General features: G+C 70.7%; 26 protein-coding genes and 1 pseudogene. 12 read left to right on the top strand and 15 right to left on the bottom strand.

The features are described from left to right. Positions 1 to 183 precede the first annotated feature (183 nt). The 7 genes from ACH4ZX_RS35955 to ACH4ZX_RS35925 form a co-directional block, all read right to left on the bottom strand. Positions 184 to 543 (bottom strand): hypothetical protein, encoded by a 360-nt coding sequence (locus ACH4ZX_RS35955; protein ID WP_398282401.1) that lies wholly within the window; start codon positions 541 to 543, stop codon positions 184 to 186. Positions 544 to 648: 105 nt separating this feature from the next. Further along, positions 649 to 891 (bottom strand): DUF5999 family protein, encoded by a 243-nt coding sequence (locus ACH4ZX_RS35950; RefSeq protein WP_398282399.1) that lies wholly within the window; start codon positions 889 to 891, stop codon positions 649 to 651. Between the two features lie 140 nt (positions 892 to 1,031). Then, complete coding sequence (locus tag ACH4ZX_RS35945; protein ID WP_398282397.1) at positions 1,032 to 1,340, bottom strand: WhiB family transcriptional regulator; 309 nt, start codon at positions 1,338 to 1,340, stop codon at positions 1,032 to 1,034. A gap of 303 nt (positions 1,341 to 1,643) precedes the next feature. Continuing rightward, positions 1,644 to 2,126 carry a hypothetical protein gene (locus tag ACH4ZX_RS35940; protein ID WP_398282395.1) on the bottom strand — a complete coding sequence of 161 codons (483 nt, stop codon included), beginning with the start codon at positions 2,124 to 2,126 and terminating at the stop codon, positions 1,644 to 1,646. A gap of 145 nt (positions 2,127 to 2,271) precedes the next feature. After that, on the bottom strand, positions 2,272 to 2,553 hold the full coding sequence (locus ACH4ZX_RS35935) for a hypothetical protein (protein WP_398282393.1): 282 nt from the start codon (positions 2,551 to 2,553) through the stop codon (positions 2,272 to 2,274). Further along, a complete protein-coding gene (locus ACH4ZX_RS35930) occupies positions 2,550 to 3,089 on the bottom strand; it encodes a WhiB family transcriptional regulator (RefSeq protein WP_398282391.1) in 540 nt (179 codons plus the stop codon). The genes ACH4ZX_RS35935 and ACH4ZX_RS35930 overlap by 4 nt, the downstream gene beginning before the upstream one ends. 330 nt (positions 3,090 to 3,419) lie before the next feature. Beyond that, complete coding sequence (locus ACH4ZX_RS35925; RefSeq protein ID WP_398282389.1) at positions 3,420 to 4,172, bottom strand: hypothetical protein; 753 nt, start codon at positions 4,170 to 4,172, stop codon at positions 3,420 to 3,422. A gap of 347 nt (positions 4,173 to 4,519) precedes the next feature. Here ACH4ZX_RS35925 and ACH4ZX_RS35920 point away from each other — a divergent pair, with 347 nt between their 5' ends. The 3 genes from ACH4ZX_RS35920 (at position 4,520) to ACH4ZX_RS35910 (ending at position 7,055) form a co-directional block, all read left to right on the top strand. After that, positions 4,520 to 5,272, top strand: a complete 753-nt coding sequence (locus ACH4ZX_RS35920) for a GntR family transcriptional regulator (protein ID WP_398282387.1) — start codon at positions 4,520 to 4,522, stop codon at positions 5,270 to 5,272. A 179-nt stretch (positions 5,273 to 5,451) separates the two neighbouring features. Beyond that, positions 5,452 to 6,489 (top strand): AAA family ATPase, encoded by a 1,038-nt coding sequence (locus tag ACH4ZX_RS35915; RefSeq protein WP_398282385.1) that lies wholly within the window; start codon positions 5,452 to 5,454, stop codon positions 6,487 to 6,489. Beyond that, positions 6,486 to 7,055 carry a guanylate kinase gene (locus ACH4ZX_RS35910; protein WP_398282383.1) on the top strand — a complete coding sequence of 190 codons (570 nt, stop codon included), beginning with the start codon at positions 6,486 to 6,488 and terminating at the stop codon, positions 7,053 to 7,055. The genes ACH4ZX_RS35915 and ACH4ZX_RS35910 overlap by 4 nt, the downstream gene beginning before the upstream one ends. 7 nt (positions 7,056 to 7,062) lie before the next feature. On the opposite strand, the gene ACH4ZX_RS35905 is transcribed toward ACH4ZX_RS35910, so the two are convergent. Both ACH4ZX_RS35905 and ACH4ZX_RS35900 read right to left on the bottom strand, forming a co-directional pair. Next, on the bottom strand, positions 7,063 to 7,902 hold the full coding sequence (locus ACH4ZX_RS35905) for a DUF1932 domain-containing protein (protein ID WP_398282381.1): 840 nt from the start codon (positions 7,900 to 7,902) through the stop codon (positions 7,063 to 7,065). A 4-nt stretch (positions 7,903 to 7,906) separates the two neighbouring features. Next, entirely contained in the window at positions 7,907 to 8,551 is a 645-nt protein-coding gene (locus ACH4ZX_RS35900; protein WP_398282379.1) for an HAD family hydrolase, read from the bottom strand. Positions 8,552 to 8,644: 93 nt separating this feature from the next. On the opposite strand from ACH4ZX_RS35900, the gene ACH4ZX_RS35895 reads away from it, so the two are divergent. The 5 genes from ACH4ZX_RS35895 to tpg (ACH4ZX_RS35875) all read left to right on the top strand — a co-directional run bounded on the left by ACH4ZX_RS35895 (position 8,645) and on the right by tpg (ACH4ZX_RS35875) (position 15,502). Then, on the top strand, positions 8,645 to 8,944 hold the full coding sequence (locus ACH4ZX_RS35895) for a helix-turn-helix transcriptional regulator (RefSeq protein ID WP_398282377.1): 300 nt from the start codon (positions 8,645 to 8,647) through the stop codon (positions 8,942 to 8,944). Positions 8,945 to 9,529: 585 nt separating this feature from the next. Next, positions 9,530 to 11,731 carry a hypothetical protein gene (locus ACH4ZX_RS35890; RefSeq protein WP_398282375.1) on the top strand — a complete coding sequence of 734 codons (2,202 nt, stop codon included), beginning with the start codon at positions 9,530 to 9,532 and terminating at the stop codon, positions 11,729 to 11,731. Further along, on the top strand, positions 11,728 to 12,558 hold the full coding sequence (locus ACH4ZX_RS35885) for a DciA family protein (protein ID WP_398282373.1): 831 nt from the start codon (positions 11,728 to 11,730) through the stop codon (positions 12,556 to 12,558). Before ACH4ZX_RS35890 ends, ACH4ZX_RS35885 begins: the two co-directional genes overlap by 4 nt. Positions 12,559 to 12,658: 100 nt before the next feature. Beyond that, positions 12,659 to 14,923: a telomere-associated protein Tap gene (gene tap, locus ACH4ZX_RS35880; protein WP_398282371.1), complete on the top strand. Its 2,265-nt coding sequence runs from the start codon at positions 12,659 to 12,661 to the stop codon at positions 14,921 to 14,923. A 15-nt stretch (positions 14,924 to 14,938) separates the two neighbouring features. Next, the gene (gene tpg / locus ACH4ZX_RS35875) at positions 14,939 to 15,502 is read left to right on the top strand and encodes a telomere-protecting terminal protein Tpg (protein ID WP_398282369.1); all 564 of its coding nucleotides are present in this window, start codon (positions 14,939 to 14,941) and stop codon (positions 15,500 to 15,502) included. Positions 15,503 to 15,590: 88 nt separating this feature from the next. Here tpg (ACH4ZX_RS35875) and ACH4ZX_RS35870 read toward each other — a convergent pair whose 3' ends face one another. From ACH4ZX_RS35870 to ACH4ZX_RS35855, 4 genes and pseudogenes are all read right to left on the bottom strand, one after another. Then, positions 15,591 to 15,743, bottom strand: coding sequence for a hypothetical protein (locus ACH4ZX_RS35870; RefSeq protein WP_398282367.1), 153 nt, complete (start codon positions 15,741 to 15,743; stop codon positions 15,591 to 15,593). Between the two features lie 874 nt (positions 15,744 to 16,617). After that, positions 16,618 to 17,133 carry a DUF6233 domain-containing protein gene (locus ACH4ZX_RS35865; protein ID WP_398282365.1) on the bottom strand — a complete coding sequence of 172 codons (516 nt, stop codon included), beginning with the start codon at positions 17,131 to 17,133 and terminating at the stop codon, positions 16,618 to 16,620. Between the two features lie 2 nt (positions 17,134 to 17,135). Beyond that, positions 17,136 to 17,454, bottom strand: a pseudogene (locus ACH4ZX_RS35860) (nucleic acid-binding protein). A gap of 67 nt (positions 17,455 to 17,521) precedes the next feature. Further along, positions 17,522 to 17,830, bottom strand: coding sequence for a DUF6300 family protein (locus ACH4ZX_RS35855; protein WP_398282363.1), 309 nt, complete (start codon positions 17,828 to 17,830; stop codon positions 17,522 to 17,524). A gap of 130 nt (positions 17,831 to 17,960) precedes the next feature. Between ACH4ZX_RS35855 and tpg (ACH4ZX_RS35850) the strand changes: the two genes are divergently transcribed. From tpg (ACH4ZX_RS35850) to ACH4ZX_RS35835, 4 genes are all read left to right on the top strand, one after another. Next, positions 17,961 to 18,551 (top strand): telomere-protecting terminal protein Tpg, encoded by a 591-nt coding sequence (tpg, locus tag ACH4ZX_RS35850; protein ID WP_398282361.1) that lies wholly within the window; start codon positions 17,961 to 17,963, stop codon positions 18,549 to 18,551. Between the two features lie 105 nt (positions 18,552 to 18,656). Next, positions 18,657 to 19,418: a hypothetical protein gene (locus ACH4ZX_RS35845; protein WP_398282359.1), complete on the top strand. Its 762-nt coding sequence runs from the start codon at positions 18,657 to 18,659 to the stop codon at positions 19,416 to 19,418. 505 nt (positions 19,419 to 19,923) lie between these two features. Then, complete coding sequence (locus tag ACH4ZX_RS35840; RefSeq protein ID WP_366017426.1) at positions 19,924 to 20,157, top strand: hypothetical protein; 234 nt, start codon at positions 19,924 to 19,926, stop codon at positions 20,155 to 20,157. Next, positions 20,157 to 20,429 (top strand): hypothetical protein, encoded by a 273-nt coding sequence (locus tag ACH4ZX_RS35835; RefSeq protein WP_383685973.1) that lies wholly within the window; start codon positions 20,157 to 20,159, stop codon positions 20,427 to 20,429. Before ACH4ZX_RS35840 ends, ACH4ZX_RS35835 begins: the two co-directional genes overlap by 1 nt. A gap of 466 nt (positions 20,430 to 20,895) precedes the next feature. On the opposite strand, the gene ACH4ZX_RS35830 is transcribed toward ACH4ZX_RS35835, so the two are convergent. Both ACH4ZX_RS35830 and ACH4ZX_RS35825 read right to left on the bottom strand, forming a co-directional pair. Continuing rightward, on the bottom strand, positions 20,896 to 21,315 hold the full coding sequence (locus ACH4ZX_RS35830; protein WP_007505099.1) for a helix-turn-helix domain-containing protein: 420 nt from the start codon (positions 21,313 to 21,315) through the stop codon (positions 20,896 to 20,898). A gap of 56 nt (positions 21,316 to 21,371) precedes the next feature. Next, entirely contained in the window at positions 21,372 to 21,992 is a 621-nt protein-coding gene (locus tag ACH4ZX_RS35825) for a hypothetical protein (RefSeq protein ID WP_007505096.1), read from the bottom strand. Positions 21,993 to 22,761: the final 769 nt, after the last annotated feature.

Genomic DNA, 22,761 nt, shown 5'->3' with positions numbered 1-22,761 from the left:
GAAACGCGGCGGCGCGTTCCCGAAGCGGCGGTCGGTGCGGTTGGTTGATCACGAAACTGGCACCGGCTCTACCCGCTCCGCGCGCCCGAAAAGGCCGGCGGCCCGGGTGGCGGGCGGCCGGTCTCGCGAAGCGTCACAGGGCGGGCTCGAAACTGGGTGCGGCTCCCGCAGGCGGGCGCGAAGTCAGCTCTCGGGGAACTGAGCGCCGTGCCGGATGAGGTCGGCGGTGGTGATGCCGAAGTGGCGGCACCGGTCGATCAGCGGCTGGAGCGCGCTGCCGCCGGCGAGCGCCTCGGGCGAGCCGACGCCGTACCGCTCCTGCGTGGCGAACAGCTCGTTGAGCGCGGTCGCGGTGCGGGCGGCGTGCTGCTCGAAGCGGCCCTCGCCCACCCACTCCTCCGCGATGACGTGGAGGGTGGTGCGCCAGCTGCCGCTGTAGTCCTCCGGCCCGATCGGCGGGATGTCGCTGCCGAAGATCGCGAAAGCGGCGGCCTGGGCGGCGGCTTCCGTGCCGGGCTGGAGCGGGGTCATCGTCGTGGCCATGGGGCCTCCCTGGGCTGTGGTCCGGGCTGTCCGGCTCCCCTTCACCGCCCGTCCCGGCCGCCACGGTGGTGGACGGTCGGTGTGGGCGGATCAGGCAGCCGTCAGTCAGGCCGCGGCCACGAGGGGTCGATGCGGGGTGATGACCTTGCCGTCGGGGAGCAGCTCGCCGGTGTCCTCGAAGAGCAAGACGCCGTTGCACAGCAGGCTCCAGCCCTGCTCCGGGTGACTCGCGATCGTGTGCGCGGCCTCGCGGTCCGGGCTGTCGGCTGCCGGACAGGTTGGCGTGTGGGTGCACAGCGAGTCCGGCAGCCGCCGGGTGCCGGTGACGGTCGGGGTGGTGCGGTCCATGAGCTCTCCCGTGGAGAAAGGGAGCCCGAGGCTTTCCCGGGCTGGAGACGTGCGAAGACCGGCCGTCCGTCGTGCGGGCGGCCGGTCGGTGCCAGTGCTGCGGGGCGGGCCAGAAGTTGCCCGCCGATCCCGTCCAGCGGTCAGGCGCCGGCGCGCTTACGGGCGGCGCGGCGCTTCATGCGGCGGCGGTCGTCCTCGTCGGTGCCGCCCCACACGCCCAGCTCGTTGCGCTCCAGCGCGCCCTCGAGGCAGCTCTCCAGCAGCGGGCAGCCGCGGCGGCAGACGGCCTTGGCCTCCTCGATCTGGAGCAGCGCGGGACCGGTGTTGCCGATGGGGAAGAACAGCTCGGGGTCCTCGTCGGCGCAGGCCGGGCGGAGCCGCTCGGGCGCGTCGGTGGAGACGGGCGCGTAGGCGTGGGTGCGTACCAGGGGGATGGATACTCGCTTCATTCGGGCCTCTCAGAAAGTCGAGTGCAGGAGACAGCCCCGGGGCGGCGGCCCTGGGGCTGTTGTGTGTCTGTGACGGCCGATTGGCCGGAGCGGAGCGGCATCTGTTCAGAGCCGGCGCTTGTGCTGCCGGGGGCGGGGCGTGTGCAGTTCGGCGACCCGGTGTCCCATCTCCCACGCTGCGACGGCAGCCGCTGCGGCCGCTGCGAGCAGCAGGCGGGTACGAGGGTGCGTGGTGCCGAGCGTTGCTGCGGCCCGGGCTGCACGGTGCTGTGCTGCCCGGGCCGCCTGTATCAGGTACGGCATTCAGTAGCCGTTGTTCTGGCAGGCACTGCACGTCCAGGCGGTGGGTGCCGGGGCAGCGGTCTGCATGCCGGCAGGCGGCGGTGCGGCGCCAAACACTCCACCGCACACGTCGCACTGCATCCCGGTGCTCGCCGTGGCGGGCGCGGGGGCCGCGGACGCGGGCGGGCAGGTGCTGGGGTCACAGTTCCAGCGGCCGCACAGCGGGCAGGCGTCGTCGGCCATGACCGGCCGGTGCAGGACCAGGACCGGCTGCCGGTCGTAGCCGGGCAGCATCTCCTGAAGTGTGCGGCGGGCCCGGCGTTCTGCGGGAATGCGGGCGTCGGACTCGCGCACCATGCGCGCCAGGAGGTCACCGAGCCGGCGGTGCGCGACGGCCGGGCAGGGCCCGGCGTGGAAGCCGCCGCACGGGCCGCACCAGTACTCCGGGTTGGACGCGGCCACTGTCGTACGGGCCACGGCTCGTGTCATGATCGTTGTGGTCATAGGGATCTCCGAATCCGTTTGACCGGACAGCCCCGGAGCTCTCACCTTCCGGGGCTGTCGCCTTATGACTGGCCGGACGGCCAGCCACGGCCCGCCTCCCACCCGCCGGGCGCCGGCAAAGCGGGAGAGGGACCGTGGCGGAGCGTCAGGCGGCCGGGGTGTACGTCGTCCTGCCCTCGCGGACCAGGTAGTCGGACGTCGTCCACACCGAGCCGATGACGAACGGCTCCGCTCCCGGGCGGAGCACGTCCTTCACGATCAGCGCCCACTGCGCACAGCCGCGCTTTAGCAGTTCACGGGCCTTCTCGGGGTCGCGGACGAGGGCGATCACCTCGAAGGCACCGGACGCGTTCTGGTAGATCGCGCCGGGCTGACGGGGGCCGATCTCCTCGTCGACGGTGCGGGGCAGGGCGCGGTTGCGGATCACGCTGCGGCCCCCCATCCGGCACGGGCCCGGCGGGCGGTACGGATCTCGCGTACCTGGGCCGCCAGAAGTCGTATCTCCTCGGTCTGCGCGGCCTGCGCGCAGACCGAGGTGCGGTGGCCGCCGGCCTTGTCGGGGTTCTTGAGGGCGGTCCGCCTCAGTAAGGCGGTCAGGGTGTCCAGGCGCTTGCCCTCGATGTCGCGATCGGCCTCGATCACCGCTGCCAGGCGGTCGGCCTGGCGGGCGCGGGCGACGGCGAGGTCGGGACCGGTCAGTCCGCCGCGGACCATGTCGTCGGCGTCGGCCCGGCCGTCCCCGTCCCGGAGGGCGAGCTCCTCGCACGCCGCCCGTGCCGGGCATACCGTACACACGCGGATCGCGTTCGCACGGCGGGCCTGCCAGGTGGTCTGCTGCTCACCGTCAGAGCGGAAGAAGACGTCGGGGTCGATGCCGGTGCACACGGCGACGGTGTCGACCATGGCCTGGAGCGTTTCCCGGCGAGACCGCCGGGCCTGCTCGGATGTCATGCTGGTGGGCATCAGGTCCTCCAACCAGGTCCTGGACAGCCCCAGGGGCTCAATCCCTGGGGCTGTCGCGATCACTCCCCAGTTGGGGAGTCGGCTGCCGTACGAGCAGCCACGGCCCCGGGGGGGGCCCCGGGGGGGGGGGTGGGGGGGGGGGGGGGGGGGGGGGGGGGGGGGGGGGGGGGGGGGGGGGGCGCGCGCCCCCCGCCCCCCCCCCCCCCCCCCCCCCCCCCCCCCCCCCCCCCGCCGGGGCCGCCCCCCCCCCCCCCCCCCCCCCCCCCCCCCCCCCCCCCCGGCCCGCCCCCCCCCCCCCCCCCGGGGCCGTGGTCGTTCGTGCATGGTGGGTCAGGCGCTGACCCGGAGCGGCTCCAGCGGAACGCTGGGGCCGCGGTACTCGGAGACCGATCCAGCCGTGCGCTCGCGGCACTGGTTGTTCGCGGTCTCCACCTCTGCGCCGCCGTGCTTGGCCCACTGGGCGCTGCGGACGGTCGGCCAGCGGGCGGCCTCGTTGCGTGCCCGGCGCTGTTCTTCGCGCTCGTAGTGCTGTTGGGAAGCGCGGCGGGCGGGCTCTTCTTGAAGCGCGCGGACGAAGCGGCGGGCCAAGATGCCGCCGTCCGTGCAGTGCTGTCCGCCCACACACCTCGTGCACCCCTTGCGGTGGGCGAGATAGGACTGGCGGGCCGTCTCCAGCGTGAGCTCCGCTTCGATCCGGGAGACCGGGGCGGCCGGGGCCGGGATCGGCTTGTAGAACTGGCGGGCTGCGCGCCGATTGTCCTGCGGCATCGCATCCCGCAGCAGGCGGTCCTGCCGGGCCTGCCACCGCCGGACGTCGATGTCGATGACCACAACCTGGTTGCTTCCGGGACAGATAGCGTGCTTTGCGCCCTCGGGGACCTTGTCGGAAACACAGTGCTCACGGATTTTGAGGTCTGTCTTCCCCATGATCCGGCGCCAGGCCAGGCAGTCCGGGCAGGCGATCGACTTGGTCTCGCCGGGTCGGACGTTGAAATCCTCAGGGGACATACTGCTGAGCAGCAGCGGCTCGCGGCGGTTGTTGCGCTTGGTGCGGGTCCGGCCGGGACGCTTCCGGTTCGCCATCTCGATCTCCTTCTGGCAGATGGGGCGAGTGCTGCTCTCTCTGCCACGCCAGGCCGGCGTTGTGGCCGGTTGGTCCTGACGGACAGACAGCGCAGCAATACACGCTGTTCAAGGTGGGTCTGTGGTGCTCGATATGCGGTACAGGCGCCTCGACCGGGGGAGCGCGGGCTCAACCCCATTGCCCCACTTCCGAAGAAGCGGTGGCCCCTGCTGTTGTGCAGTCGTACTGGTGCGGAAGGCACTTAGCGCCGTTCGCAGACACCACGATGAAGTCTTCTAGAAGAGATGTCAAGGTCTTCTAGAATGTGCTTGACTGTTTGCCACAAGTCGAGCCGAGAGGAGTCGCCATGCCAGCCCCGGCCCCGAAGCCGCCAAAGTGGCGACAGATCGCGGATGAGATCGCGAAAAAAATCGAGAACGGCGACTACGGCCCTGGTGATCGACTCCCGTCGGTCCAGGCCCTCGTCACTGAGGGCAAGGGAGCCACAGCGACGGTCCATCGCGCCTACCAAGCCCTGGAGGCTGAAGGGCTGATTCGCACGACACAGGGAAGCGGCACCACTGTGCTGAGCCGCAGCGATGTCCCTCCATCGATCCTCACGGGCGCCGCACGTTTGGAGCGCCTTCGCCGCACCGGCAGGCCACTGGCCCCCCGGGAGACCTATGTGAACTCTCGCTCCGTAGTTCGCTCGTGCGCAGATCCCGAGATTGCGAACCTCCTCGGGATCGACCTGTACGACGAGATCGTGCTGAGGAGTCGAACGTTCTTGCAGGACGGCAAGCCGACGGCCTTGGCTCTGAACATGATCCACATGCGGGCTCTGGAGCCCCTGCCGGAACTGCTTGACGAAGGACCGATGCCCAAGTTCCGGCACGACCTGTACACCGACCGCACCGGCAAGACGATCATCGCCGGACCAGAGCAAAGCACGGCGCGGCTGGCATCCAACAACGAACTCAACGAGTTCGGCATCGACGTGCCACCGAACGTTCCTGTCCCGGTTCTCGTTGTGCGAACCCTCTACTCCGACGACGAAGGCCCGCTGGAGGTATGGGAGGACATTCTCCGCCCCGGCGTGTGGCACGGAGGCCGCTCCTGAGCTTCGGTGAATAGCCACTGATCTGCCCCAAGTCCTTCGCTGTGTGGGGGCTATCACACCGCCTGCATCTGCCGTGCAACATCACAAAGGGTTGTCGAAGCACGTGCACACCGGCGTTCACGGGTTTTCAACATCCGCGTACACATGGGTTTTTGGGGCTGCGCTCTAGGCTCGCGGCCATGACGACGACGGAGGGGAAAAGGGTGGGGAAGCACCGGGCAGGGTGGCGGCCGGACCGGCTGCGTGAGCAGCGTGAGGCTCACGGGCTGACTCTCGAGAAGGCTGGCGAGCGCCTCCGTGAGGTTGCCGAGCAGGCCAAGCTCAAGGGCATCCCGGCCGCGAATCCCCAGACCTTGTGGCAGCACGAGCAGGGGGAGGTCTACCCGGGCCCGCACTACCGGCGCGCCTACTGTCTTCTCTACCGCGCGACCGAACCCGATCTCGGCTTCCGGGCCGCGTTGCCGGGGGAGGAGACCTCCTTCACGCTGACGCCGATGGATGACCGCCTCAACGGCGCGCATGTCCTCGCTGTCGAGCGGGCGATCCACCGCATCGCGCCCGGCAGTGACGATGCCGACCACTTCGCGCTGCAGCAGCGCATCATCGACGCGTGGAAGCGGAGGCACACCGGTGGGGACCCACACCGTCCCGTCTTGATCCTCGTCGGCGGGTTCGCTGGCAGCGGGAAAACCGAGCTTGCCCGCTTTTTCGTTCAGCTCACCGGCTGGCCGCTGCTCGACAAGGACCCGCTCACCCGCCCACTCGTGGAACGCCTCCTGGTCGCGCTGGGCGGCGACGCGAACGACCGGCACACCGACCTCTACCAGTCACAGGTCCGGCCGGTGGAATACGACTGCCTGATGCAGTCCGCGCTGGCCAACATCAAGTGCGGGATCAGCACGGTGCTCACAGCGCCGTTCATCGCGGAGATGACAGACCAGGCGTGGATGCAGCGCCTGGCCAACCGTGCGGCGTCCATGGGCGTCGACGTCTATCCGGTCTGGGTCCGCTGTGACGAGGAGTCGATGCGCGAGTACATCGGCTTCCGGGGCGCGGCACGGGACGCCTGGAAGCTGCAGCGGTGGGATGAGTACATGGCGACGATCGACCTGGACCTGCGGCCGGCGGTGCCGCACTTGGTCGTCGACAACCGTCTCGGGGCCGCGGTCTCGCTCGCGGACCAAGCCCGGCAGGCGATGGGGGCGATGTATTCGTGAGCGGCAAGCACGGAGTGGTGCTGTACGGCCCGCCGGCGGCAGGCAAGGACACCGTCACCAGAGCGCTGACCGAACTGGACTCGCGGTATGCCCAGTTCGCGCGGCTCAAGGTCGGCTCGGGCAAGCGCTCCGGCTACCGGATGGGCACTGACGAGCAGCTGCACGCGTTGGAGGCCGCAGGCGACGTCGTCTACGCCAACGCCCGGTACGGCAACACGTACGTCATCGACCGGCCGGGCCTGGACGCCGCGTTCGAGGCCGGGGTGCCGGTGGTGCACCTCGGGCAGGTCGATGGCATTCAGGCTCTGGTCGACGGCTACCCGGCCGACTGGGCTGTGGTCTTGCTGTGGTGCTCTCGGGAGGAAACCGCACGGCGGTCCGAGGGCCGGGGTGACGCGGACACTGCGGCGCGCCTGGCCGCGTGGGATGCGACTCGTGAGGACATGGACGTGCACGCGGCCATGACCTGGGACCTCACGGTGGACACGATGACGGCGTCGCCTCAGGAGTCGGCCCGGCGCATTGACCAGTTGCTGGTGCAGCGGGCGGAGGCGGCTTCGGCATGAGCGCGGGTCACGGCTGGGCGAGTCGGTCCAGGGCGTCGGTGAGCGTGAGCTCGCTGGCGTCCTTGGCGTCGTCCCACCGTGCCAGCGTGGTCGCGGCCGCGCGCAGCATCTCCGGTGGGAGGCCGGCGGCTGCGAGCATGTCGGCGGCTTCCTCCAGTTCCGGACCCCAGCGCCAGGCGCGTGCCGCGGTTTTGGCGATGTACTCGGGCTCGGCGAGGTACGAGGTGGTGCGCCGCGAGGCGATGCCGATGAGTTCCTGGTCGACGCCGTGCTCGCGGGCCAATCCGGTCGCGAGCGCCACCAGGACGCGGCTGGCCTTCTGGTACGCCGCGTACGCGAGTTTGAGCGCGGAGGCCTGCCCGACCTCGGCGCCCAGGACCTTGGTCCGGACGGCGGTGCCTGCGAAGAGGTCTTCGAGCTGGGCGGTCGCGGCTGGCGGGCCGGACAGGTACAGCGTCGGTGTCTTGCCGTGTACGGGCGGGGAGCCGACGACGCCGGCGTCGACGACGGTGGCCTCGGGTGCGAGCAGCCCGGCGATCCGGCCCGCGCGCTCGGGGTTGATGGCGTTGGCCTCCACGTACACGCCCGCGAACCCTGCCCGGGCGACGTCGCGGCCGAGGTCTTCGGCGGCGGCCGGCGGGCAGAGGCTGATGACGATGTCACTGAGGTCCAGCAGTTCCGGCAGCGTGGCCACCGATGCCAGGCCAGACTTCTCAGCTCGCGCAGTAGAGGCCGGGCTGCGTCCTTCCGCGCACCACAGCACCGTGGCCGCATTCGTCGCGGCGCAGGCGGCGACGGCGGCGCCCATGCTGCCGGGGTGGAGGATGCCGACGGTGGGCTGGTCCACGGTGCTACTCCGGAGTCTCGTTGAGCAGGATGGCGATGGCTTCGGTGACGTCGTCGACGGTGTGGTGTGCTGGGGCGAGGCCGTCAGGCCAGGGGCGGCCTCGCAGCCAGATGGTGTGCAGGCCGGCCTGGTGGCCGCCGCCGATGTCCCCGGCGGGGTTGTCTCCGATCATCCAGCCACCCTGGGCCAGGGTGGACCCACAGCGGACCGCCGCGAGCTCGAACAGTCGCGGGTCGGGTTTGCGGATCTCCAGGTCACCGGAGACTGCTACGCCGTCGACGAGGTCGATGAGGCCGGTGGCGGTGAGTTTGGCGCGCTGAATGTCGGAAGCGCCGTTGGTGACGATGCCGATCGTCCACGCGGCCGCGCGGAGTCGGGCCAGCTCCTCGAGGACCTCGGGCCGTATGGCGACCGCGGCCGCCATACGGGCGACGTACTCCTGCCAGAGCCGTTTGGGGTCCTCGTCCAGGTCGAAGGTGGTGTGCAGCCGGGTGAAGTTGCTCGGGTACGCCCGGTCGGCCAGCTCGGCGAGCAGCCACCGTTCGACACCCTGGCCGAAGGCGTGCGCACGACAGAGGGCGGTCACCGTGTCGATGAGCGCCGTCTGCCGGTCGACCAGCGTGCCGTCCAGGTCGAAGAGGGCCAGCATGCACACGACCCTATCGGCGTATGGGTACGCGACAGCCAAGATCAATCCTTTGGTGTATCTTTCAGGGATTGGTTGATCACGAGAGGTTGGGTCATGTCCGACGCGGATCCCCTGCAGCGGGTCGACGCTCTGCTGGACGACGTTCTGCCGCCGCCGCGCGTACGGCAGCAGCTGCGACTCGCCGCGGGGCTCACTCAGCAGGAGGTCGCCGACGCCGTGGGCGTGAAGCGTCTCGCCGTAGCCCGCTGGGAGCTCGGGGAGGCCAGTCCCCGGCGGCCACACCGGGCCACCTACGTGCACCTGCTCAAGCGGCTGGCCGAACGCTTCCCGGAGGCCACCGACCCGAATTCAGGCATGCCGACGCCAGCCTCGGAATCAAGGGGGTCGGGGTGACGACGTAAGCGCCACCGGCCGCGCGCGCCGATAGGTGGACTGTCATCCACTGGCCTCGCGCGGCCCGTCTTCCGACCAGACATAGCGTCCAGGTCGGCGCTCAGATCCCGGTTGGCGCCGGTTCTGGGCTCCAGCTCATCGAGCTGGTTCATCTCTCGCAAAACCCCGCTTTGGCAAGCGGGTCCAGCAACACCCGGTCCGCTTGGCAGCGGGCCACCTCGGCTCTCCAGGAGCCCCTTTGGCAGGGGGCCTCTGTTGAGCCACCAGCGTCACCCCGGGTTCCGGCGGCTTTGGCAGGCCGTTCGGTGCTCGGGGCTCCGTCCGTACGAGCGCTCGGTCGCGGTCGGGTCCCTTGGCGGGGGCCTGGTCGCGGTCGGGGCGTCCATATGAAGGTTGGTGTCCCGCCATAGTGCACGAGACATGTGTCTCCTGTCAGCTCGACCATGTCCGATTCGGTGTGGTTCGATCCATCCCCGCTTCCCGTGTGACGGGATCGGCGTCTCCTTCGTACCGGTACCTCCGCTTTGTACCGGAAGTTGAATTTCCGGTAGGAAGCTACAAGAGTTGCGCTTTCGGGGTGGCCCGATGAGCGCGGCCGCGGCGTCGGCCGCCGCCCTGGACCACCCGTTCAAGGACTTCTTCGACAACTCCGTCGGCGAGGCCCCGGTCGGACGCTCGCGGCGTCGGCTGCGGTCGGTCCCGGCAGCAGCCGGGCCGGTCCCGGACCGAGCGGCGGGTCATCCGCTGTCACTCGGGCGGGACGCTCGCGCCCGTCTGGGTGGCGCGGTGCGCACGTTGCTGGACCTGGACGGCCTGGACGGTGCGCCGGACGCGGTGCGCTTGGCGGTGCTGGTGCTGGCGTCGCGGACGCCCTCGGAGAGCGGTGTGGTGGAGATCCGCACCTCCGAGCTGGGCCGGTGGATTGGGATGTCCGCGTCGTACACGGCCTCCAACGTGGTGCCGGGGCTGCGCCGCTCGGGCGTGGTCTCCGTGGAGACGGCGGAGGGCGACTACGGCCAGGACGACGGCCTCAAGTGCAAGGTGCTGCCGCTGTGGGCGGCGCAGGACGTCGTCGGGCACCCGCTGAACCTCGCTAAGAAGGAGTACGCGACGCTGCAGCGGCTGCTGGAGGCCGTGATGGCGCCGGGCTGGAAGCACCGGGACGGCCGGGTGACCCCGCCCGGGCTGATCGGTACGCGTACCGGTCGGGGGGCTGCGACGGACCGGCTGGCGCTGCTGCTGCTGGTGCTGGAGGCGCGGGAGACCGGGCGGGTGCGGCAGTGCGGCGGGACCGTGGACACCAAGCGCGGCCGGGCCGCGGCGACGGTGGCCCGGCTGCTGGGATGCACGGCGTCGGCGGGGGAGCGGGTGCTGGAGCGCCTGGAGGACCGGGAGCTGGTGCTGCGGGTGCGTCTGAAGACGGGCTCGGGCTTGGCGAACCGGTCGCGGCTGATGGTGCCGGCGGTCGCCGCCGCGCACGGCCGTACGGTCGCCGACGACGCCCAGGAGGACCGTGCGGAGGCCCTGGAGCCCGAGTTTTCAGACCCCGACGTTGCGGCAGGGCGTGGTGGGGCGCCGGAGACGGAGACGGAACCCCAGGTCAACGGCCTGCCGGTGACGGATGTGACGGGAGTTGCAGAGCCCGACGTTGCGGCAGCCCTTCACACTGACCACCCTCACCTGGTTACTCCCGTCTCTTCCCCCTCTCTCTCTGGTGGCTTTTCCGGCGAAGGCCGTGGTGGGTCCGGTGATCTGCCGGACCGCGCGTGCGTGCGCGAGGACGGCCCGCTTCGCGGGGAACAGCGGGAGAAGTCCCCGGTCGGCGAAGGCGAGAACGGCGGCCGCGGGCCGGTGGCCGGTGCTCCGGTGCGGGTCCTGGACGGCGAGGGTCAGGGCAGGCAGCAGCGGGGGAGGGTGCCGCTGCCGCCGGAGGATCTGCGGGCCGTCCTGGCCCCGGTCGATCTGGTGTGGGCCCGGCTGGAGTGTCCGGCCGCCCGCCGCCTGGTGGAGGCCGCCGCCCGCAGTGAGCTGGGCAGGGTGGTCGGGTTCGTCGGCCGTGCGGACGCGCCGCAGGTCCTCGCCGACCGGCTCGCCCGGCGGCTGGCCGATCAGATGCGGCTGGGCGGGCCGATCAAGGACCCGGTGGGCTGGCTGATCGGCGTCGGTCTGCCGCAGCGTCAGCAGTGCGGGGACGTACGGTGCGACGACCGGGTGCTGCTCGACTCCGGGCAGGACTGCCCCCGTTGCGCGGAGAAGCAGGCTGACCGCCGGGACCAGCGCCGTGCGGTCGCGGCCGCCGTCGACGCCGCGATGCCCGGCGCCTCGGAGGCGGAGCGCCGGGCGGCCACCGCCAAGCAGTTGCACCAGGACGTGACGGCCAGGGCGTGGGCACAGGTGCATGAGTGGGACCAGGTCCGCGCCCGGCAGGCCGCCGCAGCTCAGGCCCGTGCCGAAGCCGCGGCCGCGCAGACCGAGGACCAGGTCCCGGCCTCGCCGGTGGCCCCGGTCGTGCTGCCCGCGCCCCGTCCGGCCGCCGTCGCTCCGGCTCCGGAGGTCGCGGACGTCGACGACGACCAGGAGCTGGTCCTCGAGGACCTGACCCGCGAGCAGGTGCTCGACTGGCGCACCCGTGCCGCGCACGACCACCAGATCGTCCACGACCACATCGGCCGGTATGGCGAGCACTCCGCGCAGCGCCTGTTCACCAGGTCGTTCGTCGCGACCGTGCAGCGCCTTTCGGGCCTCGGTCACCTGGACCTCGGCTACACCCCGTGGGGGCAGGCATGAGCGGCAGCGAGGTGTCCGGAGTCGACCTGGCCCGGGTCGCGCTGCGGGCCGCGATGGAGGCGGCGCGCGCCAACGGCGGCGGCCAGAAGGCGAGGGCGAAGCCGCGGATCGTCCGTACGGTGCGCCGCGACGGGCGCGAGCCGATGGGACTCGGGGCCGCGATCGGCGCGCTGGTCACCGAGCGCGCGTGGGAGCTCCCGGCCGCCGGCGCGACGCTGCGCGAGCGGTGGGCGGCCATCGCCCCCGAGCTCGCCGGGCACGTCGCCGCCGTGTCGTACGACCCCGACTCCGGGCAGCTCACGGTGTGCCCGGAATCGGCGGCCTGGGCGACGAAGGCCCGGCTGGAGCAGACCCGCATCATCGCGGCCGCCAACCAGTCGGCGGGCCGCACGGTCGTCCGCACCCTGCGGATCCTGGCGCCCGGCACGGTGCCGCTGCCCGAGCCGGCCGACGCCGATCCGGAGCCCGCGGCCGCGCCCGCCGGGCCGCCCCGCACCCGGGAGACCGCCTCGGACGGCTACCGCCGCGCGCTCGCCGCGCACCAGGAGGCGGCGCCGCCGTCGCGGGTGGACCCTCACATCGCGGAGGCGGTGGAGCGGCAGACCGCCGCGATGCGGGAGCTGTCGCGCCGTGCGTTCCCCGAGCCCGACGCCGTCCCGGTCGATGCGCCGGCCCCGATCGAGCAGGCCCGCTCCGAGCGCCGCCGCCAGGCCGACGCCTCCCACGCCGCGGCCGTGCGCCGGGCCCGCGCGGAGCGGGCGGCGAGGGAGGCCGGGACCGTGGCGGCGGTGACACCTCAGCGGGCTCAACTGAGGACGTCAGCATGAAACGTCGCCTCACTCAAAAGTGGGTCCATACGCTGTTTGTACGGTAGATGTACGCGAACCTTACGGTTCATGGGGTAGAGTGTAGGTCAGGAGGTGTTCCATGTCCGAGATGTTCGACGCGGTCGACGCGCTGGTCGCGTCCCGCTCTCCGCTCCCGCCGGCGGAGGAGCGCAAGCGGCTGCGCACCGCGCACGGCCTGACGCTGGACGAAGTCGCCGGCGCGCTGAAGGTGCGCCGGGCCACGGTGTCCGCCTGGGAGTCGACGAAGAAGCCGACCGAGCCGCGCGGCCCCGAGCGCGAGGCGTACGCGCGACTGCTCAAGCAGCTCGCAGAGCTCTACCCCGCCCCGGTGCCCGCCACGTTCACCGGCGCGCCCGCCCCGGCGGAAGCCCAGACTCTGTCCACAGGCCCGGCCCCCGACGCTGCGGCCATGACTGCAACCGAGAACACCCAGACCCCCGCCCCGACAAGCGAAATGCCGGAGGTTCCGGACGCTGCGATCGACGAAGTGGTCGCGTCCCTCTACCCCGCTAACACCGCGCCCCGCCCGGCGACCACGACCAGGACCACGTCGACGTCGCGCCGTCCCGGCGCACGGAAGGCGGCCCCGGCCGGTACCCCGGCGGGCGGCACCGACCTGCGGTTCGAGAACGGCCCGCTGGCGGTCATCGACGTCGACGACGACGGCAAGGTGCTGGCGTACTGCACCGGTGGCCTGGTCCTGGACGTGCCCGCCAAGTCCCTGCCGTCCCTGGTGGACTGGACGCTCAAGGAGGCGAAGCTGGGGGCGCCGAAGCTGTCCGGCCCCGGCAAGGACGCCGACCCGCTGCTCGTGCTCACCGAGGCCGCGCTGGAGCGCTACGGCCTCCCGGCCACACTCACGGAGGAGGAGCGGATCGCCGGGCGCATCCCGGAGGGCCACAAGGTCATCAAGCAGCTGACCCGCGCGCAGTGGCAGCTGACCAAGCGCGGGTTCGGCCCGTGGGCGCGGATCTACCGGCCCGCGCAGGGCTCGGAGCGGGCCTGCGTGCAGCTGTGCATCCCGTCGTGGAACGCGCTGGACACCCGGCACTGGGGCGCGGCCGGGCAGCTGGCGCCGGCCGAACTCGCGCGGCTCCTGGGCGTGTACGCCTCGAGGGTGATGACGCCGCGCGGATCGACCGCCGTGACCGGCCTGGAGCTGATGACCGCGCTGCACCCGGCGACCCGGGCCTCCGAGCCGGACGCGACGGGTAAGCGGCACTCCGAGCACAACCCCGGCTCCCTGGGCAAGGACCCGGTGGACTGCGCCCCGTGTGAGGCTCCGGACGGGCACCCGCTGCTCAAGGACCTGCCGCGGTTCCACGTGCGCGGCCCGGCGGAGAAGCTGTTTGAGGAGGCGTACGACTGGGCGCGGCCGATGACCGATGCCGAGTGCACCCTGCGCCACCTGGTCGGCATCGACGTCAACATGGCCTTCGCCGCCGGAGCGAACGGCCTGAACGTCGGCCTCGGAGCGCCGACGCACGTCACGAACCCGGTGTTCGACCCGAAGCTGCCCGGCAGCTGGCTGGTGGACCTGAGCCACGTCGACCTGTCGAAGGTGAAGGTCGGCAAGGAGTGGGTGGAGCTGGACGGCTCGCTGCTGCCCTCCCCGTTCACGCCGAAGGGCGAGCGCCCCGAAGGGCCGGCCTGGTACGCGACGCCCACCGTGGCGTACGCGGTGGAGCTCGGCTACGAGGTGCGCCCGCTGGAGGCGTGGGTGCGCCGGGAGAACGGCCGCTACCTGGACGGCTGGTACAACCGGCTGCGCGACGCCTACCTCGCCACGATGGCCGACCTCGGCGTCGACGCCGACCTCTCCCCCGAGGACTTCCTCGCCGCGATGGACGGCTACAAGAGCCGCGACCCGGAGCTGGCCATCGTCGTCTCCGCGATCAAGGCCACGGTGAAGGGCGGCCTGGGCAAGCTCCGCGAGCGCCCGCGCGGGGAGGGCTGGCGGCCCGGCGAGCCGTGGCGCGCCCTGTCCCGCCCGACCTGGCGGCCGGACATCCGCGCGGCGGTCATCTCCCGCACCCGGATCAACCTGCACCGCAAGATCGTCAAGCACGCGGCGTTCACCGGCCAGTACCCCATCGCGATCCTGTCCGACTGCGTCGTCTACGCCGCCAACGGGCCCTCGCCGCTGGACTTCCTGCCCTACCGGGAGGGCAAGCCGCTGCCCGGCGGCTTCAAGCTGGGGGTCAACCCCGGCCTGGTCAAGCACGAGGGCACCCAGGACGTCCTGTGGGGCGAAGAGGTCCGCGAGCGGTTCAACGCCCCGGAGCTCAACCTCGCCCGGTACATCAAGGACGGCACCGTCACCGACGCCGACAACGGCGAGTAGGGGAGTAGGCAGGCAATGGCCAAGGAGTTCGGGGACGGCCTGGACCAGGCGGTGCAGAAGGCGTTCACCCGCCCGGCGCCCAAGGCCGCGGGCCCGCAGATGCGGTACCTGGTCAAGCAGCTCAAGGGCACGAAGGCGGTCGCCGACCTGCTCGGCATGTCCCAGCGGCAGGTGGAGCGGTACGTGGCGGGCAAGGCCAAGAAGCCGCGCGCCGACCTTGCCGCGCGCCTGGAGCGCGAGGTGAAGAAGCGCTGGCAGCCGCAGATCCGGGCCAAGGCCCGCGAGAAGGCGGCGACGACCGGCGGCATCGTCATCGACGTCCACGCCCGTCTCGGGTACGCCGGGGCACCGATCGAGACGACGGATGAGGACCGCATCCGACACCTGACCGTCGCCCTGCCCCCGCAGTACGCCGCGCGGCTCTTCGACGCCCAGCAGCAGGGAGCCAGCGACGACCGGCTGCGCGAGCTCACCGCCGAAGCGCTCAAGGAGGTGTACTTCCAGGACGGCGGCCGCCGCGCCGGCTCTCTCCAGGAGGTGCAGATCAACGACGTGCTGGACCTCGAGTTCGAGCTGTAGCAGGCCGCACCCCCGAACAGCCCGCGAGCCCCGGACCTGACCTGGTCTGGGGCTCGCTCGCGTATGCGCGGGGTGGGATGGCTGTCGGCTATCTACTCATCAGCTCGTTGAGCAGGGCGACAACAACAACGCCGACACCGATCGCTGCTCCGAGCGCCGGATGGTAGAGAGCGACGGCGACGGTTAACGCGCCCACCAGCAATAGCACCACCATGCGCACGCTGATCTGGTCGTTGTTCACGAAGCCCGCCTCTCCCTGTTCGTACGGGAGGTGTGGTGACGGGGTTGTGCGGCTATGCCTGCGGGCGTGCCGGGACTGCCTTGACTCGACGGCAGCACGCGGCGCCCCGTAGGCTCGGGCTCGGACCTGATGGTTCTTCTCCCATCTTGGAATGCGTTCTGGTACGGGGTGGAGCTGTCGGACTACGCGAGTGGCCCCTTGTTGGAGCAGGGGGCCACTGCTTTGTCTCCTTCCGGTTGAAGCGGTCGAACTACGCGTTGACGACTGCACCGTTGGAGCGGCTGCAGAACCCAGGAGGCACTGCCGCTGCCGTCGGCTCAGAAGCCTACGCACATCACGGCCTGACCTTCCCCCTGCCTCTGCACAGCACCGAAGGCCAACTCCGCTCGGGGAAGCCACCTCAGCGAAGTCGCCGCACATGTGCTAGGCGCTCCCGCTTGTCAAGTCACCGAAGGTTTTCAGGTCTCCCACCTGCGGCGATGCCGTCCGAGAGGTATGGCAGCCGATTGGGAAAGCTGATGCCCGCCTAACGCGGAAGCGGAGCCGACAAGCCTTGGGAACGCTCAAGAGCGCGTTGCAGAGCCCTCTTTGAGGCGCCGGAACGGAGGTGTTGAACCACTGAAACACCCGTCCGTGGCAAGGTTGGGAGGCGAAACATCGTCGATCTCTTTACGGAGTCGGTGGATCTCTTCGCCGGAGCTGATGGTGTCAGCATGAGCGGAGCATCCGACGTCTCGTCAGAAGGTCTCTCCGTCTCTTCTACGAAGACAGCGGAGCTGTTCGACTTCGCTGCGGGCCCTGCCTTTGATTCTCCGAGTCGTGCGGAGAGACTCCGGTCTTTGTGTCGCCTTGGGTTCTTGGCAGAGGAGCGGGATTAGTCGTCGTCGGCGTGGTCGAACCCTTTGAGTACGGGATCCAGCTCTGCTGCGGCACCGCACAAAGAACACAGCCGGGTACCGGGATGCTCCGCAGCGTCCAGTGCCCTTTCCAAGCTGAGCACCGGCGCTCCGGCGGGCGCTTCCTCGCAGTCGACGGCATGGATAACGCCCCGGCCGGAACCGCGGCCGCCGTCCAGTTTCTGCAAGACCCATCCGGAAGGCCGGCGCGGTCCCAGGACTTCGCGCACCGTCGACGGCTTTTCCAGGCGCTCGGTGGGAACGTCGTCGTACGAGACGCCGTCGATCGGCCTCACATGGGCGGGAGCCTGCACCCACACCGTGTACCAGGCGGGTTCCACCCGGCCGTCGGTGTTCGTCCAGGCCGGGACCGAGACCTGGTACAGCCATCCCTCCGGAGTTTGTTGACGGCAGAGGAGGAGGCCGGCGATTTCCTGGTCGTCGGGGAGGACCACCGTGATCGGCGGCGGCTTCGGCTCGGGCGTGTCCGCCACGGCTACGCCGCTTCCTGGCCCTCGCCGGCTGTGCGTGCGCGGGCGTGCTTGAGCTGGGAGCGGGCATCAGGCCGTTCGGGCCCGTCGACCTCGCTCCAGAAGGCGTGTGTGAGGATCGCCCCGGTGAGGTCGCGTTCCTTCTCCCGCAGCACGGCGACCTCCTGCTGCTCCTGCTCCGACCAGCCTGGGACGCTGCCAGGCCTCCATCGGTTCGACGGAGTACGGCAGCTGCTCGTACAGGGCGGTGAGGTCGGCCCGCACCTGGTTGAGTTCCTGCTGTGCTGCGATGAGGTCGCAGGGGAAGTCGTACGTTGTCGCCACGGCCCCAACAGTAGTTCGACCCGGCGGCCGTCCGGCCCGTACGACGCGGCGGCACTATGCGCCCTGCTCAGGGCTGGTCGGGCGGTGCGTCCTGCAAGTACCAGCCGTGGACGGCCATGCACTCTTTCGTCCACTCCATCAGCAGGTGCGATCCCTCCTTTATACGACTCTCGTCATGACCGCCGCCGTCGGCGAACCACTGGACAAGAAGGCCGGCCGCCGGGCGGTCCACGTCGCCGGTGTCGCACACCGGGCACAGCTCCAGGTGGATCGGCCGCCCGTGTTCGTCGTCCTGCGGCGCAACCCCGCTCATGATCAGGTTGCCCCGGCAGCGTGAACACTTCGGCAGCCGGTCGGAGAACTCCAGCAACGCCATGGCCAGCCCCCTTGCTCTGGACGTGGCCCTCCACCCAAGACCCGCTGACCTGCGCCGTCAACCCCTCCGGCAACAGTGGGGCGCACGGCCGCGGAATCTGTCCACAGGTGATCCGTGATCCCTAGGAGGTATGAACGAGCACGAGCAGCAGCAGCCGGCCGCGCGCCGCGGCAAGGTCCTGGAGGCCCTCGCACGGGCGGAGCGGAAGGTCTTCACCCGGCCCGCGCCGAAATCCGCAAAGGCTCAGATGGAATTCCTCTACACGCAGGCCAAGCGGTCCACGAAGGCCCTCGCCGAACGCCTGGGCGTCTCGACCCGCACCGTGCAGCGCTACCGCGCCGGGAAGCTGACGACCCCGCAAAAGCGCCTCCAGGCCGCCCTGGTAGAGGAGACGGAATCCCAGTGGCAACCGCAGGTCAGGGCACGTGCACGGGAGCAGGCTTCCACCTCCAGCGGGATGATGGTGGAGGTGACGGCATACTTCGGATTCACGTGCTCGGGCAGCTCGGACGACGGCCGCATCCGCACCATCACCACCCCGATCTCACCCACCTACGTGAAGCAGATCCTGGAGCTCCAGGAGGCCGGAGCGACGGAGGAGGATCTGCATCCGATCGTCGCGGAGGCCATCACCGAGTCGTATTTCACGGAATGGGGCACCCGAGCCGATGGCCTGCGCGCAGATTTCACGCACGTCCAGTCCATAAGTTTCCAGTTCTGACACGGACAAATTCAGGGCCTGCTATAAACCATGTTCGGCGGGCCGTCGCAGAAGCGCTCTGGCGGCGGCCAGCTCCGAATCCGCACCACGAATACGAGGCCGATGATGACCACGCCCTGGCCGCCCCGGCGCACTGCGCGCCGTCCGCTCGCCCCGCGCATCGCTGCGCCGCGTGAGCCGGTCGACCCCGCCCGCATCGGCCGCCGCGTCGTACGGCGACGGGCGAAGGGGATGGACGCCGGCGCCGTCGCGGCGGCCCTCGAGGACGCCCGGTTCGACGCCCGGCAGGACGCGCGGCACGAGGACCTGGCCGACGACGTCCGCGGCCCGGCGGAGCTCGCGGAGTGGGAGCGCATCGCGCAGCTGCTCGCCGCTGCGGCGCCGGGCACCGTCTACGACCCGGACGCCGACGATGTCGTCCGGGCCGAGCTCGCCGCCGACGCTGCGGCCGCCGCCGCCCGGGAAGCCGAGCACCGCGAGGCCGCCCGGGTCGCGGCCCGCGCCGATGAGCTCCAGGCGCTGCGCGAGCTCGGCACGCTGGAGCAGACCGAGCCCCGCGACGGGGACGAAGCCGTCCGCGACGAACTCACCCGGCGCGCGGGCGGGTACGTCCAGGCCGACGTCGACGCCTGGCTCGCGCACGCCCTGGCCGCGCATCTCGGGCACTACCGCGATCCGGCCGCCCGCGAGGAAGCCGCCGGCCTTCTCACCGCGCCGGTCCTCGCGCACGCCGCGCTGCTCGCCGAACTCGCCCGCCTGGTCCCCGGCTCCGACGTCGACCAGCTGGCGTTCGCGGGCCGGCTTGCCACCGCCGAACCCGAAGCTGTTGGTGACCTCGCCGTGTTCCTCGCTCGCGTCCGGTCGTAGCGCAGCATTCGCACGGCCCGCTCCGGCGCTCTCCGATCTCGCCCGTGATCACCGAGGGTGACTGTCACGCTGTCACGCTCACCCGTGTCACGCGCCCCGATCCGGTTGTCACGTTGGGGTGTCACGTTGGCGGTTCGGCCCGGAATCACGGGCCCGACCCCCGGATTCGGGCCACGCGTCGATCAGCGTGACGCCCTTCCCGGAGCGGCTACGGTCCGCATCCGGGTTGGGTTCCCTCGCCCGCCTGAACAGTCCGGCCGATCTGTGTCATCTGTGTCATCGACCCCCTGTTTTCCCAGGTGGACACGCTCGCTGTGTCACTGTTCAGTTGGTCTGTGTCATCGGGCAGCGGGCCGGTGCCGGCACTCTGCGGCGCCCCGGGACCGGGGTCTCTGGGTCCTGGGTCCGCGCCCTCGTACGAGCCGGTTCGTCCGGAGTGGTCCCCAGGGCCTGGAGCGGCCGATACCGTTGGAGCAGACGCCAGTTCTGTCCCCTGGAGCCCTCGATGAGCGAACAGCCGGCCCCCGCCGACCACGCCCGGCAGCAGCTGGAGCCCGCGGCCGCCGACGGGTTGCGCGCGTACGCGGCCAAGACCCGCGAGAACGCCGACCAGCTCGCCGCCGTCCTGGAGGACATCGCCACCAACGGCCTGCCGTCGGTGGAGGACTGCACGCCGTGGGAGGAGCTGCGCGAGGCTCACCTCGCCCGGCTCGCCTCGCAGCGCCCGGCCGTCGCCTGATGGCCCCGCAGCACGGCCCGCGCCGCGCCCGGATCGCCTTCTCCGACTCCGCGGCCAAGCAGCTGGAGAACATCACCAGCGAGGCGGAGATTCACGCCCTGGACCGCGCCCTGGTCGTCGTCTCCGTCGACCCCGACATCGGCGAGGCCCTGCCCGGCGACTCCGCTGGCCCACAGCTGCGGCAGTACACCGACGAAGTCGAGCGCGTACGCCTCCTGTACTGGGTCACAGCACTTCGCACCGTGGTCGTCGTCGCGTACATCGAGGTCTGACCAGCGAATTGCAGCACCGGCCCGCTGCTCCCGCTGCTCCCGCTGCTCCTGGTGCTCCTGGTGCTGCTCGTGCTCCTGGTCGTGCTGCTCGGCTGCTGCAAGGCGGGCCCGGCGTGCAGCGTTGTCTCGCACTTTCCAGGCGGGACACGGGTGCTGCTCGTGCAGCAAGGCCAGCCTCGAGGTAGCAGCGGGCGCTGCTGCTATCCGCTGCACCGGGCCGCGGCTTGTTCTGGAGCAGCAGAACAAGCCGGTTCACCTGGTGCTACCGGCTGCTCGGTTCGACGGCAGCTGCTGCATGGCTCGCCCGCTGTTTGTTCTGCTGCTCCAGAACAACCCGGTTTAGCCAGTGCTACCGGCTTGATCGCGAGCGGGCATGAAGAAGGCGCTGCACCGGGGTGCAGCGCCTTGGCGTCTTCGCGGGGCCAGGAGGCCGCTGGAGGACCTGTGAGGGCCCTCGGTGGGGTGTTTAGCCGGTGGCGGCCAGGTTGGCTGTCTGGGCGGCGAACCGGGCCCGTCGCTGCTCGGTGAAGCGTTCGGGTTCGGCGGCTCGGATCTCCGGGACCGGCATGACGGGGGAGGAGACTGCGCCGCCGGTGAGCAGCGGGTGGAGCTGGTAGAGGCCGTCTTCCAGGCTCCAGGCGAGTCCGCACTCGCGGAGCTCCTTGAAGCCGCGGTTCACGGTCGGCTTGCTGGCGCCCAGCTCGGAGCACATCTCGTTCTGGCTGATCGCGGCGGTGCCGGTCTCCGGGTCGCTGAGGTAGAGCAGCTGGTCCAGGACGCGGCGGCCGGCGGTGGTGATGTCGACCAGGGCCAGGAGGCGCAGGACGTCACGGGAGATCGTGAGGGGTGCCTCTGTGGGAGGGCTGGGGACGTAAGAGCTGCTCACGGAGCCTCACCACTTTCGATCAGGTCGACGCTGTAACGAGGATATGCCGCGCGAGGTCATGCGCTCGCCTTGCGCACGGGCCGCCGCTGTCGGAGCGTGACGACCTTCTCCCTGCGGCGGGCGGCCTCAGCGGCCTTCTTCTCCGCCTCCCGCGCCTGGCGCCACTCGGTGGGGTAGTCGGCGTGCGGGATGATGCAGGCCGGGCCCTTGGCGTCGTTCCAGAGCTTCTGCCACTTCTCCTGCTCGCCGGAGGTGCCGGCCACCGTCAGCCACGGGTTCAGCTGGAGGACCCCGCGCTTGGCGGTGCGCATCCAGCCGATGTGCGCGAAGAACTGCGACGCCTCGTTCACCGAGGCCGCCGACAGGTTGCACCGGGCCTGGAGGTCGCGCTGGTTGGTCTTCACGAAGCCGCGGGCGGCGGCACGGGTCTGGTCATCGGCGCGGTTGGCGTTCTGCAGCGCCACGAGCTTGCACCAGACCTGGAACCAGGAGCCGGGCATCTTCAGGCTGCCGAGTACGTCCATCAGCAGCCGGGCGTCCAGCACGTAGCCGCTGCACTCCGCGCTCGCGGCGAACTCCCGGCCCTTGATCTTCTCCACGCCCAGGATCAAGCCGCCCTTGCCGTCCGACCGCGCGACCACGCGCTCGCCGGGGCGGACGATCGGCAGCTGTTCCATCAGCACAGTCCTCCAGAGATGATCAACGTTTCGGGGAGCACGGTAGCACTAGGTAAACCGGCTTGTTCTGGAGGGGCAGAACAAACGGTGCCTCACGGTGACCTAACGACCCGTCAGGTTCGGGGTGACTTTGTTCTAGATCTCCAGAACACCCGGGACCCGTTTGTTCTGGAGATCTAGAACAAACGGTTTCGCATCACCGCAGGTCAGCGGCGGTTTCGGCGCGGAACGCTCTTATGTGTCACTAGACACCGGCTGACCCCTGCACCCCGACCGCCACGCCGCGCACCGCACGGCACAAGCAGCTGGCAGCAACGGGCGTGTCGCCGCCGACAACCACCGGTTCGAGGGAGGCCGGCCTCCGTGGCTGAGCTCGCTTCGCGTGCGGCACGGTGGTCCGGTGCGGGCACGGGACAGCAGCAGCGGCTCTGAGTCTCGGGTGGTGCCGGCCGTGACGTTCAAAAGCAGGGAAGCGTGGCCGATGTTGGTGGACGGTTCCGCCGCCCGGCCCGGGGGGCCGTTCGGCTCCGGTACCTCCGAACGCCGGAATTCAGCCTTTCCGATATCCGGGGTACTGTTCTGTGGCTGAGGTTCGCAGCGTCCCAATCGTAATTCCTCGCCTGAGTGGGGGTGTGAAATACCGGCGTTGACCACTCATCAAATCGCGCGCCCCGCCCGGGTGGTTGGGGGGTGTCCCGTGTTTCCGCCAACGGTACATGGTGCATCAACCTGATGCACGCGGTACACTGGAACCCACACGAACGAGCGA

Origin of the sequence: Streptomyces sp. NPDC020490, assembly GCF_044335305.1 — a bacterium.
Classification (GTDB): domain Bacteria; phylum Actinomycetota; class Actinomycetes; order Streptomycetales; family Streptomycetaceae; genus Streptomyces.
Note: the sequence above shows the minus strand (reverse complement) of the source record. Positions and strands in the feature narration are given on the sequence as shown.